This window comes from Polaromonas sp. (assembly GCF_035638815.1).
Lineage (GTDB): Bacteria > Pseudomonadota > Gammaproteobacteria > Burkholderiales > Burkholderiaceae_C > Polaromonas.
Map to the genome: position 1 here is coordinate 186,197 of NZ_DASQZG010000012.1, position 13,294 is coordinate 199,490.

Consider the following 13,294-nt stretch of genomic DNA (forward strand, 5'->3'; position numbering starts at 1 on the left):
CTTTCAACCTTTCCCAACAAACCGTAGTAGTCGCGGTTTCCAAGTTAACCTGACAGATTCCGGCAACTTCCGCCATAGATAAATCGCTAGGCGTTTGGCAAAATCTTGAGGGCTACGAGATGCCTTACACAATTGAATAAATGTGTCATTCAAACGTTCTGGGGGGTATGCCCGGATAGGGCCGCTCGTAATCTGGGTCGGGAAATCGATCCGGCTTGGGGTCATTGGTGCCTTTTCGAAACTAATAGTTTCCGTTCCCAAATCGACCAAAGAGCGATCTAGCTCCTTATCCACCATTCCAACAAATGATTTGTATGAATAGTTTCCAGAGCGAATGATGTCAAGCCAAGCGCGCTCAGCCATGGCATCAAGATATGAATCGTCCTGCAGCAACCGGACAACCTCTTGCAAATTTGAACCATCTTTCCTCAACGGAATGAAATGGTCCCATGGCCGGATCACACCCGAATATTGGCCTTCAAATAAAACCAGAACAGTTCTTGAAGCGATAGCTTCAAAAACTCTTGGTGATAACTGATTCATGAGCCCATCAATTTCCCTGGGGCGGATAATCCTTTGATAGATGTCTTCATCTGGCGTGCCGGGATTCTCGTTTCTGCACCGCTCCACTTCCTGGGAAAGTGTACCGTCCCAATCGAACACGTTGCTGCCACTTTCGGATCCGAGCATGGATCTGCACGATACGACGAAGTCATACCATTTGGGTCCGTAGATTCTTTCGTCTTCGCGCCAGGCAATGTCATTCTCAACACCAAATTGATCGCAGTAGGATTTAACCATTTCACCGATTGCGACCTTCTCAAACCCGAGCTGGCCATACCGCATTGGTAACGGCCGGCCACGGTATCCCACCATTAAACTACGTTGGGAAGGCGGTGGCAGCAAATGCGTAGATGGCAGTTTCTCTGGAACGTAACCCGTGAGATTCGTTACAAAGCGCGTTTGAGGAAATTCCTCTGCTGGATAAACAGTGGAGATCCCTGCCTCTGGAACTACCGTGAAGACCAGCCGCATGCCCAGCTTTTTGATCCAGTGCCACGCTCTCTTCGGGTAGTCATATTCATCTTGAATGAAGAGAAATTTGAGTCCTCCATAATTCTCTAATGCTTCAGATACCGACGAAGAGACTTGGTCGAAAGGGAGTCTTAGTGTGAAATGAATACCGACTGCATCAAAATTTCGCAAATTTACGTTTAGTTCAAAATATGCATCAACGTGCGCAAAAAATATTCGGTGACGGGAATGCTCTGCAAAGCAAGCCAGATGTTCATAAACCGTATTTGTGAATGTCTGCGTCGAGTTGTAGAGAATTAAAACATTCATGGCCAATCACTTGGTTGCAGTCGCATATATGTCCAGCCCAACAATAGATGGCCACCTTGTCTTGAGCAGCTCTTCTCTCGATCTCTTTTGAAATGGACGCTCCTGTGCGATGTTTTCAGTAGTGGAATTAACAGAAGAAAAAGCCCTGCAGAAATGCTTTAAGGACCGTGCAGAAATCCAATCTGTATGGGGAGCCAAATCACCTTCCGCACTGGCATCGTATGCCGCACTTTGCTTTTTTGAGCTTTCCCCGACTACACCATGATAGCCAAAGAGCTCCTTCAGAGAGTAGTTAAGGGTGAGAATAGGTGACGTCAAAATCCTGCGATACGAATAAGCGTAATAAACCATAAAGATCAGCCGACCCCCTGGTTTGAGCAATCGGTAGCACTGGTCGATCGCCAACTGCAGATTCCCCGTGTGGTGCAAACATCCGATCGCCGTTACGTAGTCAAAAGTCCCCGGTTCGAATGGCGGATTGAGAATGCTTCCTTGAACCGCTTTTCCCGGAAGATGACATTGGGCCAGCCTCTGGTTGGCCATCGATATCGGTCCTTCCGCAATATCCAGGCCGGTATACAGTGCCCCGGATTCCGCCAGGCGTTGCGCGACTGTGCCGTACCCAAGCCCAATATCCAGCACCTTTTTATTCGCCATTTCTGCAAATGGTATGTGTTGAAATAGATATGGATAGTATTCAAAATACCAATCATCAAACTTCTTGAGCGAATCAATGGATGAATCAGTAACGCCGAGTACCTTGGCAATATTGCTGCCGCAAAGTTCATCCCAGTAAACTGCGTTTTGTTCAGAAATTTTAGTAGTTTGCATATTTTTGCTTAAAGAGATGAGTTAAGAGCCTAGCGAACTGTATCGCCTTTTTCATAGTATTTTTTTTGTGGGGAGGACCGCTATCAGTAATATCAATACATTTTAACGGTGGCTCCTGCAGATATCAATTTTGCGCGGTTATCTAAATCGCAGAATTAAAAGAACCCTTTGCCCGTCTGAACGCAATCAATCCAAAATAGAACATGCCCAGCGACAACAAACCGACATAGAGAAGGCCACCCAAATTCGGCACGCGGTGCTCCAAGAGTATTGCACGATACCCATCAGCAATCTGGAAGAGAGGATTGACGACCGACATGTTCTGGGCAAACTTCGGCATACTCTCAAAAGAATAGAAGATTGGGGTCATGAACATGATCGCCGTCAACACGGTCGGCAGGATCTGTATGACATCCCGGATAAAAACAGCGATTGCAGACAGCCAAATGCCTATCGCAGCTGCAAACGAAAACTGCAGCACCACTACCACTGGCAAAAGTAAAACGTGCCACGTGATTGGTGCTCCTGACCAAAGCAGCAATACAAAAAGAAAAGACAAGCTGACAGCCAGATTGATCACTCCAACCAAGGTGCCCGCAATCGGTAAAAGCTCTGTCTTGAAAGCCATATTTTTTACCATGCCCGAGGCGCCCACCACGGATGTCGTCGATGCCATGATCGACTCCTGTAGCGCAATCCATGGACCATATCCGCTGATTAGCCAAATTACATAAGCGAGGGTTGTGTCTGCGCCTGGCAATTTGACCTTGAATACGAATCCGAACACGTACGTATAGAGGCCCAGCATAAACAGCGGGTTGGTGATGGCCCAGAAACTGCCAAGCGAAGACCCCAAATAGCGGTCGCGAATGTTCATCTTGAACAGGTTCAAGAGAAGCCGGACGTCGTGCCGATTGAATCCAAACAAGCTTACTTCTCCAAAGTTGAAGCCGGCTTCACGCTGCCAGACACAGGGTAGTAAAGCATAGGTTTACCGCCCGTCGGAGGTGACATTGAGTACACCTCAAAGATTGAAGACGACTGCGCAAATAGCACAGCTTGATCTGAAGCAGACTCCCGCAGTTCGACATCAAGGCGGTAAACTGCAGGGGCGAGGGACAGCGGAAAGAACTCCACTTCCAATCCGCTCTTGCCTCCGACATGAGAATAGTCAGCTACTGAAAAATCCTGTTGAAAAACTTTCAGGTCGTCGAGTCGCATGATGCAAACACGGCAGACCGCCAGCGCATCTTCCGCTGAAAAATTTATCTGAATCCTCAACCTCTGTAGAGCTTCGACGCGGACAACATGCGTCTGCGCCTCTCCGGACAGCAACGCCGTGCTTTCGATGCTATAACCAGTGACCAGAGACCGTGCGCCGACATAGGCTGCAAATCGGGCCAACAGTGCCGCGTCATCTTGGCCTCGCACCTCATCGATATAGGCCTTGGTGACAGCTGCAGGCGTCCCGTCCATCACGACGCGGCCATCCTTCAGGTAAATGCAGCGATTGCAAATATCCTGCACGGACTTCATCCCATGCGACACAAGAATAACAATTTTCCCTTTGGCACAGATTTCAAGAATCCTGGCGCTGGCCTTCAGTGAGAACGCCGCATCGCCAACCGACAAGGCCTCGTCGATAATCAGGATTTCGGGGTCAATATGACTGATCATCGCAAAAGCGAGCCGGGCCTTCATCCCCGTGGAGTAGGTCCGAACTGGATAGTCAATAAATTTGTCCAATTCGGCAAAATCGATTATCTGACTAATGACCTCATCGACTTCTGAACGCGACTTTCCTTGAATCTCCCCATCAACATAGATGTTTTCGCGTCCGCTCAGATCATCACGTAAGCCTATACCCAAGGTCATGATGGATGTCACTTTGCCGTTTGTTAGAATCCGGCCCGAGGTGGAGTTCGAAATTCCAGCGATCATATGCAGCAAAGTGGACTTGCCAGCACCGTTGCGACCCACGATGCCCAGCCGCTCCCCTTCACGCAGTGTGAAGCTAACCTGGTCCACCGCTACCTTACCCCCAGAGAGATCGTCATCGCTGCCATGCTGTCCCATGGCACTTATCAGATCTTCCGCAGAAGACTTGCCTACCGGATAGGCCTTGGAGACGTTTTCAAGCGTTACATACAGGCTCATGCAAGGGCCCCTGGCATTCGTCGTGCGGCAAAAGGCAGACGGACCGCGCAATTTCCCTCCACGCCATCAACAACAAGACGAAGCCCGTTGCCATACGTCCATGAACGGCAATCCCCGCCATCACTTCGGGCGTGGTTGAGAAACAGATTCAGGGAGTAGTTGCCTGGCATCAGAGGCAATGTTGGAACCTCAAAGACCACGCGGTAGCTGCCTGGTTTATCACCAACTCGAATGTAGTCAGAAAGAATTAAAATTTCCCAGCCAATGCCAATGCGCAGTATCTCTATGGAAATCGCGCAGTCAACTGCACCTGCCTCGTGAATATCCACCGGGAGTTCAATATGAATGGTCTCCCCCGAGCGCACCAGATACTCGCCAGGCAACGCTGCGCCAAAGCTTGCCCCGGAAGCCGAGGGCTTCGGTAGTTTCAAGTAGTGCACCACAGCTTTATCACTCGGCCCCACAAACGAAAAAGTTCCCGCATCAATTACACAGGCGGTCTCGCACAGCTTCACAATGGCCGCCCAATCATGTGTCACAAGAACCCCTGAAGCGCCTCCGAGGAGCCGCTCCCGCATGCGGCGCCAGCATTTGGCCTGAAAGTGCTCGTCTCCCACCGACAACAATTCATCGATCAGGTAAATCTCGTGCTGATAGGCAGTCGCCACCGAGAAATATAGACGCGCCGCCATTCCGGAGGAATAAGTGCGGACCCGCTGATCAAACGAATCGCCCAACTCAGAGAACTCCAGGATGTCTTGCAGCACAGCTGACAAGTCGGCAGTTTCCACACCCATCATGCGCAGGTAACGCACGGCATACTCCCGCCCAGTCAGGTTCGGATTACCCATGCCTCCCAGCTCAAACAATCCGGCGACAAAGCCAAATACCTCGATTCGGCCACGCGTCGGCATATAGACTTGTCCAAGCAGACGCAACAGGGTGCTCTTGCCTGCCCCATTACGTCCGAGGATACCGAGTATTTTTCCGCGCGGCACTTCCAGCGATATGTCTCGCAACGCCTCGATCACAGGCCCTTTGCCATCGTCGACCGAGCCAAGCAAAAGGCGCCAAACACGTAAATCACGCTGGACGGCAAACGTTTTCGCGACACCAGTGCAGCGTAAGGCAATGTCGGACGCAACCATGCTCATCGAGAGTTAAACCCTGGCCGCAACAGCGGCTCACCTGCCAGCAATGCCCTGTAAATTTGATCGAAACGCTTTCCAGCTGCCTCGGAAGTGTGCCACTTGAGGGCAAATTCACGACTGCGCCTACCAATTTCAAGCCGCTTTTCCGGATGAGAAATAAGATCGCGCAAAATACCCTCAACGGTTTCCGGCGTGGCACTAACAATAGGCAACTCGTTGGCGTATTCTGGAATCTCCTCGCGAAGGCTTTCCAGCCATTCGGGGCGGATAAAGCAGATTACTGGCTTACCCAGCATCATTGCTTCGCGTGCGTTGGCGCCAAACCAGCCGTAGGTCAGCATTTCAAGAAAGATGTCCGCTTGAGCCTGCAAGAAGCGAACCTCGATATTCGGAACGCCAGTCGGTTCAATGAGGTCAATCAGCAAGCCTTCGCTACGCAAACGCTCGATAATCGGCATATAGACGTGGGTGGACTTGATGTTGACCCCGTCCAGGCGCGTGCGCTCTTCACGGTTTCCGATCGCGTGATACAGCCTGACCCCCTCGCCTTGAAAATCAGGGCGCCGGTAGTGCGGCGGTCTGTCCAGGTCCGGCTTCCATATCTCCGAATCCAGGCAATAAAATTCGGGCACTTCGTGCACGCGCGGGTCATCGTTGTAGTCGACACGGTTTCCACCCAAGGTGCACTGAAAATTGGCGACAGAGTTGCGAAATTTCCCCCACTTCAGATTGCGTTCATCATTGCAGACCGTCTTCTCACTCTGCCAGGGGCAGATCGCGCAAACAGACTCTGGCCCCCACTTGGAAAAAGACGTTTGCGACACGCCATCCAGGCACCCGTTATTGGAGTAAACGATCTTCTTGCCCAGATTTTTCAGCAAGTAAATCTCGGCGCCTTCGCCGGCCTCACTGGTCGCCGCACTTTGCACGGACCAGCCGAAGGCAATGCAATGAGTATTTGCAAAGTGGACTACATCGTAGCGATACAGCGCCGCAAGGTAGAATCCGAGTTCGCCGTTCAGGGTATGAGCAATATCGCCGCCCAAACGGAAATCCTCCCCGTGGTAGTAAATTTGCGAAGACGGGTTGGTGTCCCAGTTGTAAACATCGGCTTGCCACCCCAGCTTACGCAGTCCACGCGACAGGTACCAACTGTTGTAGTAGGCTTGGCCGCAAAAAAGTACGCGAGGCGCGGCCACCGCCTCGAAAGCCGGCCTTAACGTAGAAGTAGAAGCGTGCAGAAAGCGGAACTCAGCAAGCAGGTCCGCGGTTTCCACCACGCCGGGAAGATCTGGCGTCAAACCCGCGCAAGTACGCACCAAGCGTCTAAGCTCAAGTGCGTCTACTTCGGAATTCAGAGTCCCTTTGGCCCTTCTAACGCTGATATCAGCACAAAAATCGCGAACGGTTCCAGGTAACTGCACCAATCGCTGAATCGCCTGCGCCAGCTCAACCTTGAGCTCAGCGTGGACTTCAGGTTTGATCTCAGTCTTGAGGGCAGCCTTGAGCTCAGCGTGGAGTTCAGCCTCAAGCTCTGCCTTGAGTTCGGCCTTGAGATTCGCTCGCACCGAGGCTATCTCCGACTGCACATAGCTGGATTGCAAAAGTGCGCTTTTGATGCGCTTCATGATTACGAATTTCAACGGCAACCCCATACTTAATGAAGGAGTGTAAGCCATAGCGTGTGCGGAACAGCATGCTCTCAGCCGCCGTAGCGCTCAGTGAAAGTCGCTTTTAGCGCCGTCTTTTCGATCAAGGCGCCGACAGCCGCCGCGCCATGATTCATCAAGGCGTCCACAATCGAAAGGCCCGGAACAAACTCGTTAACCCCAGCTTGCGGATAGATGGGGTGCACAAATTCTTGCCGAACCAACTCGATGCCGGATGCCTTGAAAACGGACTCGTCCTGGTAGCCATCAGCCCCCCCCCCACACACGTACGCCCCGCCCCCTACCGCATGCGTTAGCGAGCAAAGCAATTCGTTGGAATGGCCTGTACCCGGCAGGTCTGAACTCTGTCGCAGTTTGGTGGTATCCAATCCCAAATGCTGCGCAAGCGCAGTCACTGCATGAATGTTGTAAGCCGCAATATTTGCCTCGGTATTCTTCAATAAGGGTTCAACGACATCCATCGTGCTTTTGTAGTGAGGATGTTTACGATAATTGGTCTCCAGACTTCGGAAAATTTTCAACCGCCACGGATTGGTGGCCAGGAAATTCATCTGGTTGATGTTGCGGGTACCGTGATAATCCCGGTCAATCGCAGCACTCGCCCAAGAAGCTGCCCCATTCATGACTATCTTGACGCGACTTGACCAACTCCCGCCCTTTTTTGGAAACTGAACATCATCAAGAAATACAAAGATATCAGCCCGTGCAATTTTGTCGAAATAACCCAGCCACGGAAAAAAATTAGGCTGATGGATGGCTACAAGATTAGGCATCTTCACTTCGTCGCTTGGCCATGAACAGTATGTCTTTCCATTCGCCCTCAATACAGACCGATTTAAGATCTATTTTTTCGGCCACAAATCCATTTTTCTCATAAACGCGTATCGCGCGTCTATTCGTAGTAAAAACATGCAACGAAATACGATGCAGATTTAAGTTATTAAATCCAAATCTCACTAACTGCCGCACCGCTTCGCTACCTGCACCACTATTCTGGAACTCTTTTCGGCCAATCCGAATTTGTAGCTCAGCCTCACGCGAGACCAGATCTATCTTCAGTAACTGACAAGATCCAACCGCCTCCGCGGTCTCTGCATGTTCGATCATGAAAAACCTAATGTCTTCTTTTTTTCTGATATCTTCAAACCATGCTTTATGTTCTTCTTTGCCGATAAGTCGATAAGGCGCACTAAAAACAACTAGGTCACGATTGTTAATCCACTCGAAGAGCACATCCGAGTCTGTATCCACAACAGGCCTGAGAATTATTGCCGGAGCGCTCATGGTTTTTTTTCGCTAGTGCAGAACGCAGCCAAGTTTTGTTTGAATTGTGCCCACTTCCGCTGCGAGAAAGCCGATGCATCGGCATCAACATTAGCATTTATCGTGTCGGCTTGATTTGGCAGATCGCCATTTGCCTCTTCGCAAGTCGAGAGGCCGACTGTCCTGAGATCCGCTACGCCGTCGTAGCCGAGTGTCGATGTCTTGCCCCAAGCAGCCAAAGACGAAATGATTTGGCAAAGATACACACAACCACTTTCCAGCCGCGCATACTCAACCGGTGCGCGGCCACTTACCAACTGCTTGCGCACGGCAATCCATTCCTGGTGGGTTCCAGCGGCAATGCCTGACACTTCTTGCCACGAGTCTTCAAACACCGCTGAAAAAAGCTCCCATCCTTCCAATGACAAGCACGGATCTTCAAAGAACGTATTGATCTGGGCAGCTGGTACCTGCCACTGAGTGCGCATTATTGCTTTGCACAGTTTATTGATCTGGCGTTGATGCAACCGCCAAAGCTCATCGAAAAGGGCTTCCAGTTGTGCGCTAATCCACAACATATCGCAGAATTGATACTGCTGAAGGTTGAGTGGTCGCATAAAGGCAAGTGCAGCGGAGGCACCGGAAAAGTTCTCACGACCGTGTGCGTCAAGTCCCTCATCGTAAAGCTGCAAGGTGGCCTTGGCGCGACCGTAAACGCTGCGAAAGATGCGTTGGCGTGGTGGTGACACCTTGTCTTGCCACCAGCCTGGATGCGTCAGCACCTGAAGGCATGGATCGGTCGCTTCAGTCAGTACATCCCTCAAGCGTCGAAAGCGCCAGTATCCGTTTGAATCAGAACAATAAGGCACCTCTGCTTTCAATCGACCAGAATAGCAATTGGTCAACCCACCATAGGCCTCCGCGTCACAGGCCAAATGTGACGCAGCCGGGTTATGAAAGCTGAAGGCCAGGGGTTTCACGCCGTATAGACCTTCGAGAAGCGCCGCTTCGCGCTGCACATGCGCTGACAGGCTATCTTCATCAACAACGTCATGGAAGGCCCCGTCGAAGTGCAGACCGATCTTGTGCCCCATTCCCAAAATTTCTCGCACAAGCCGATGCTGGCTGCGCTCAAACAGGTTATAGAACTCGCAATGGGGATTCAGAAAATAGGTGGCGCGCACGCCCTCGGCAGCCTCGACAGTCGCGAGCCCGTGCGCCCGATTCAAGGAGTAATCACAATCGTGTCGCCACAGAACAAAACGGCTCCCCCACGGAATGTCGTCGTAGGTTGCAAATACAAAATTCTGTTTGGCAAGTTTCAACAACTCACGGTAGTGAGTGACCGTGAAATCAGTGTCGCTCGACTCGCTGTTCAGCGGCGGGTTCTCTGTCGAGATCACGTCAGTCTCTTTCTGATCGAAGAGATGTAAAGGCTCGGAGCACTCTCAACATCCCCGTCACGCTGCACTTTCCGGATGATGAGTTTTCCAGAACCACAGGCGACTTCGACATGACCTTGAGCAACACGAGTCACTTGCCCAGGAACCGCGTAAAATACTTCTCCATCCTCCAGTAGCGCTGCATCCCAAATAGTCATTCGACGGCCTTCGTATTCACAATATGCCCCTGCGTACGGCTTGTTGCTGGCATTTATCAACCTCAAAACATCCAACGCTGTTCGATCCCAATTGATTCGGCCGTCTTCCGGCCGCCGTGGATAACAGCGAAGGGCATCCTTCTGGTCTTTGGATTGCCGCTCCAGGACGTAACCCGGATCTGCGGCCAGCCGGTTAACTGACTCCACCATTAAAGCAGGGGTTGCGCGCACCATCCAATCCCACACAGCGGATACCTTCGTGGTGTTGTCGATCGGAAGATAACTCTTCGCAAGAATATCACCACTATCTAGTTCACCACCAACCATCCGGTGTATGCACAAGCCAATTCTTTTCTCGCCGTTGAGAATGGCCCATGCCTGGCACGCATTTCCGCGATAACGGGGCAAATCACCTCCGTGTGCGTTTAAGATTCCCAACGGAAAAAGATCGATTACATTTTGAGATATCACTCCCGTGTAGTTGATGCTGACCGCAATATCTGCCTTGGCTGAATTCAGAAACTCGAAATGATTTCCTATTGGCGCGCCTTCTGCGAATGGAATTTCCAACTTTTTTGCCAAAGTCTGGAAATCAACGGAAGTACGGGAATATTCGGGCGCGGAGTTAGCAGTCAAGATGCAAACGATTTCGTGGCCCAGAGATCTTAAAGCGACTGTTGTGTCGTAAAGTATCTCTGTGCGGCCGATTATTGCTATTCTCACTATAAAGTCCCTATCATTAATTGATGACTGGATTATTCAGACCATCGACAACAAATCAATCAATCGATCACGCGTGCCGTAGCCTTTATATCGATATTTCATCAATTCTTTCGGATTACGATGAAACGGTCGAGTCATCTCATATCGGCTAATATCTTCAGTGTTTAAAAAAACGTGAATGGGATGAAAGTCAAAGACCCGTAAACCTGTGCATCTAGTCAATGCCAGAAAATCTTCGCGCGTACGCTTGGATTTGCACCATAGCTCATCTGAAAAATAGTAGGGCACCTTCACCAACCCATTTTCTAACGTGAACGGCCTTAACTCAATTTTTGAACTACAGGGAATATAGTCATTCGAATCATGAGTAATACCACTTGATACAAAAAGGTCGCCAAGTCTTGATGACTGAACCAAACTGTGACTTCGCAAGGATCGTGCTTCTGGCACTATTGATAGCAGGTTTTTAATGACCTCCGGCGCGCTCACGTCGGAAAGACAATCCAGAAGTGGATTAAAGTTCGGGTGCGCCCCTAGCTCCCAATCGCATACTTGCCTTATTTCATCCAGAAGAGAGCTAGAGTGCGTTGCGTACCAAGTAATTTTAGAAGAAAAAGGGCGAACGAGTTCAATTGTGTCCCGCAACACTCCATCATGCGCCCAATCAATATCAAACGACAAAAATAACTGACTCCATGAACTAGGATCATCAACTTTAATATCACGAATTAATCCGAAAGAATCAGATTGCATCGGCCTCGCCCTCCGGCTTGTCGGGGCGCCAAAGTTTGATGCAGACCTTTTCGCCGCGATACTGGAAGAATGCGGGATAGTCCACTGGATCACAGGCTCGGATTTGGTTAAAGAGCTCTACCAGGGGCAATGTAGGGTCAATCTCTGAGTCACTTGGACGACGCGCAACTGGATAAACTGTGGCCTCTCGTTGGTCTTGAGTCGTTGGTGGACTCCCTGCGTCAAGAATTTTTAAGGCCTGAATCACTAGAGAGGGTTCAGTCGCGTAGACCTTTTTCTGTAGCGAACGCACTGTATCAAACGGACTGATGCTCACCCGGCTCTGGATGACTATGTCACCCGCGTCCACTTCCTCTGCCAACAAATGGACAGAAGAACCCGACTCGCGCTCGTCATTTATCAGTATGTAGGGGCCAGAAGTCGGTCCACGATACTTGGGCAACAAGGTCGGATGAACGTTTAGTGCGATCGGACGTTTGAAATACGCCGCCTTTGGAATAATGAAAGGGAAGCCCACAGATAAGAGGTTGCAGTCCTTCGTCTGTTCAAGTCGAGCCTCGACCTCTCCTTTTGTGACGTTAACGATCGAAAGACCCAGGATCGATAATTTTTCGATCGACCTCACTAGTTTAGGCGCTTGCTTTACAGGGACTATCACCCTTTGAATAGGAATCCCCGCTGCAACCAGCGACTCCACCACCGCTTCGCGGCCGGCGCCGCCAAAAAGGATAACCCATGGGGTAGAAAAATAGCTCACGAGACGCTCAGCAGGCGAAAAGGGATCGTAAAGAAATAAGGATAACCATTGAAGAGTTCAGTTTTTGAGGTCTTCGCGATATCCAGGTGCTTCCGATACTGATTTATGTGATAACGATAGGGATAGTCTTTTGTACCCCATCGCGATTTAAAGAGATATACACCCTCCTGCGACCGCCATGTCCCCCCCCAATTCCATAAGCGCGCTGAGCGTTCGACAACTGCATCACGCATGGCTGAAAAAATCAGCAAGCTTAATGGCTGGTTACTTCGATACTTTTCCTGCACTGCCGGAGTGAAATACTCCACTGTGTCCTTGAAATAAAAAACAAGCATCGCTGCCGCGATCTTGTTTCCATCCCTGGCAATATAAACTCGGTAATCTTCGCCATACGCGAACGCAGACTTGATCGCTTGAAATATAGACAACGGCTTTGCCAAACCACCGATAGCCCGCATGTTTTCTGCGTGAATTTCATAAAGTGAGGTCATTGCAAAGCCTGAATCTTCATGACCAACAATAAAACCGCTCTTAAGTCCCTTTCTAACCATGTTGCGAGTCTTGTGGTGAAAAATGTCCATCAGATTGGATTCCGTATCACCTTCAGAATACTGGGGCAACGCTGTAATTTGACCTATACGGTCATCGGTGAAATCAGCATTTAACGCGGAGTACGATTCTCGACAACCATCCAATGGTGATTCAACTACCGTAGAGAATGCAGCCTCAACGTTGACGCAATAGTCACGTAGTGAATCAAACAATGCGGTCCGGACCTCTTGGTTCTCGCCGTGTCGCAACACAGCAGCTCCATGGCTCCCGTAGAAAGGGAGCGAGTTGACAACCGGTCCAATTGGGCCGTCGCGAGTAAACGTCGGGAGGGCGCCAACTAATTTCCCTTCTTTGTATGCAAGGAAATAGGTTTCTTTTGCTTCCGGAATAACGAGCTTCAAAAAGTTTCGAAATCGAATTGAATGATTAAACATTGCACACGGAGCGCTCTGCAAGAGATCTGCGTAAGCAGGCTCCAACTGCGTGTCCATGA

13 protein-coding genes are annotated in these 13,294 nt (G+C 50.3%); all 13 read right to left on the bottom strand.

The window, feature by feature from the left end; all coding sequences use genetic code 11:
- Window positions 1-3: 3 nt before the first annotated feature.
- The 13 genes from VE934_RS07790 to VE934_RS07850 all read right to left on the bottom strand — a co-directional run bounded on the left by VE934_RS07790 (window position 4) and on the right by VE934_RS07850 (window position 13,292).
- The gene (locus tag VE934_RS07790) at window positions 4-1,344 is read right to left on the bottom strand and encodes a hypothetical protein (RefSeq protein ID WP_324886052.1); all 1,341 of its coding nucleotides are present in this window, start codon (window positions 1,342-1,344) and stop codon (window positions 4-6) included.
- 6 nt (window positions 1,345-1,350) lie between these two features.
- Window positions 1,351-2,175 carry a class I SAM-dependent methyltransferase gene (locus tag VE934_RS07795; protein WP_324886054.1) on the bottom strand — a complete coding sequence of 275 codons (825 nt, stop codon included), beginning with the start codon at window positions 2,173-2,175 and terminating at the stop codon, window positions 1,351-1,353.
- A 142-nt stretch (window positions 2,176-2,317) separates the two neighbouring features.
- The gene (locus VE934_RS07800) at window positions 2,318-3,052 is read right to left on the bottom strand and encodes an ABC transporter permease (protein WP_324886056.1); all 735 of its coding nucleotides are present in this window, start codon (window positions 3,050-3,052) and stop codon (window positions 2,318-2,320) included.
- 53 nt (window positions 3,053-3,105) lie between these two features.
- Complete coding sequence (locus tag VE934_RS07805; protein ID WP_324886058.1) at window positions 3,106-4,332, bottom strand: ABC transporter ATP-binding protein; 1,227 nt, start codon at window positions 4,330-4,332, stop codon at window positions 3,106-3,108.
- Window positions 4,329-5,480 carry an ABC transporter ATP-binding protein gene (locus VE934_RS07810; RefSeq protein ID WP_324886060.1) on the bottom strand — a complete coding sequence of 384 codons (1,152 nt, stop codon included), beginning with the start codon at window positions 5,478-5,480 and terminating at the stop codon, window positions 4,329-4,331. Before VE934_RS07810 ends, VE934_RS07805 begins: the two co-directional genes overlap by 4 nt.
- Before the next feature lie 2 nt (window positions 5,481-5,482).
- The gene (locus VE934_RS07815; RefSeq protein ID WP_324886062.1) at window positions 5,483-7,111 is read right to left on the bottom strand and encodes a glycosyltransferase; all 1,629 of its coding nucleotides are present in this window, start codon (window positions 7,109-7,111) and stop codon (window positions 5,483-5,485) included.
- 74 nt (window positions 7,112-7,185) lie between these two features.
- Window positions 7,186-7,926 carry a WbqC family protein gene (locus VE934_RS07820; protein ID WP_324886064.1) on the bottom strand — a complete coding sequence of 247 codons (741 nt, stop codon included), beginning with the start codon at window positions 7,924-7,926 and terminating at the stop codon, window positions 7,186-7,188.
- Complete coding sequence (locus VE934_RS07825; protein ID WP_324886066.1) at window positions 7,919-8,437, bottom strand: GNAT family N-acetyltransferase; 519 nt, start codon at window positions 8,435-8,437, stop codon at window positions 7,919-7,921. Before VE934_RS07825 ends, VE934_RS07820 begins: the two co-directional genes overlap by 8 nt.
- A complete protein-coding gene (locus tag VE934_RS07830; RefSeq protein ID WP_324886068.1) occupies window positions 8,434-9,819 on the bottom strand; it encodes a hypothetical protein in 1,386 nt (461 codons plus the stop codon). The genes VE934_RS07825 and VE934_RS07830 overlap by 4 nt, the downstream gene beginning before the upstream one ends.
- Entirely contained in the window at window positions 9,816-10,652 is an 837-nt protein-coding gene (locus VE934_RS07835) for a methionyl-tRNA formyltransferase (RefSeq protein ID WP_324886070.1), read from the bottom strand. Before VE934_RS07835 ends, VE934_RS07830 begins: the two co-directional genes overlap by 4 nt.
- Before the next feature lie 123 nt (window positions 10,653-10,775).
- Window positions 10,776-11,492 (bottom strand): hypothetical protein, encoded by a 717-nt coding sequence (locus VE934_RS07840; protein ID WP_324886072.1) that lies wholly within the window; start codon window positions 11,490-11,492, stop codon window positions 10,776-10,778.
- Complete coding sequence (locus VE934_RS07845) at window positions 11,482-12,249, bottom strand: methionyl-tRNA formyltransferase (RefSeq protein ID WP_324886074.1); 768 nt, start codon at window positions 12,247-12,249, stop codon at window positions 11,482-11,484. Before VE934_RS07845 ends, VE934_RS07840 begins: the two co-directional genes overlap by 11 nt.
- Entirely contained in the window at window positions 12,246-13,292 is a 1,047-nt protein-coding gene (locus VE934_RS07850; RefSeq protein WP_324886076.1) for a GNAT family N-acetyltransferase, read from the bottom strand. Before VE934_RS07850 ends, VE934_RS07845 begins: the two co-directional genes overlap by 4 nt.
- Window positions 13,293-13,294: the final 2 nt, after the last annotated feature.

Coding starts and splice junctions, on each gene's coding strand:
- VE934_RS07850 (WP_324886076.1), bottom strand. CDS start 13,292: ATGGACACGCAGTTGGAGCCTGCTTACGCAGATCTCTTGCAGAGCGCT.
- VE934_RS07825 (WP_324886066.1), bottom strand. CDS start 8,437: ATGAGCGCTCCGGCAATAATTCTCAGGCCTGTTGTGGATACAGACTCG.
- VE934_RS07820 (WP_324886064.1), bottom strand. CDS start 7,926: ATGCCTAATCTTGTAGCCATCCATCAGCCTAATTTTTTTCCGTGGCTG.
- VE934_RS07810 (WP_324886060.1), bottom strand. CDS start 5,480: ATGGTTGCGTCCGACATTGCCTTACGCTGCACTGGTGTCGCGAAAACG.
- VE934_RS07795 (WP_324886054.1), bottom strand. CDS start 2,175: ATGCAAACTACTAAAATTTCTGAACAAAACGCAGTTTACTGGGATGAA.
- VE934_RS07815 (WP_324886062.1), bottom strand. CDS start 7,111: ATGAAGCGCATCAAAAGCGCACTTTTGCAATCCAGCTATGTGCAGTCG.
- VE934_RS07800 (WP_324886056.1), bottom strand. CDS start 3,052: ATGAACATTCGCGACCGCTATTTGGGGTCTTCGCTTGGCAGTTTCTGG.
- VE934_RS07790 (WP_324886052.1), bottom strand. CDS start 1,344: ATGAATGTTTTAATTCTCTACAACTCGACGCAGACATTCACAAATACG.
- VE934_RS07805 (WP_324886058.1), bottom strand. CDS start 4,332: ATGAGCCTGTATGTAACGCTTGAAAACGTCTCCAAGGCCTATCCGGTA.
- VE934_RS07840 (WP_324886072.1), bottom strand. CDS start 11,492: ATGCAATCTGATTCTTTCGGATTAATTCGTGATATTAAAGTTGATGAT.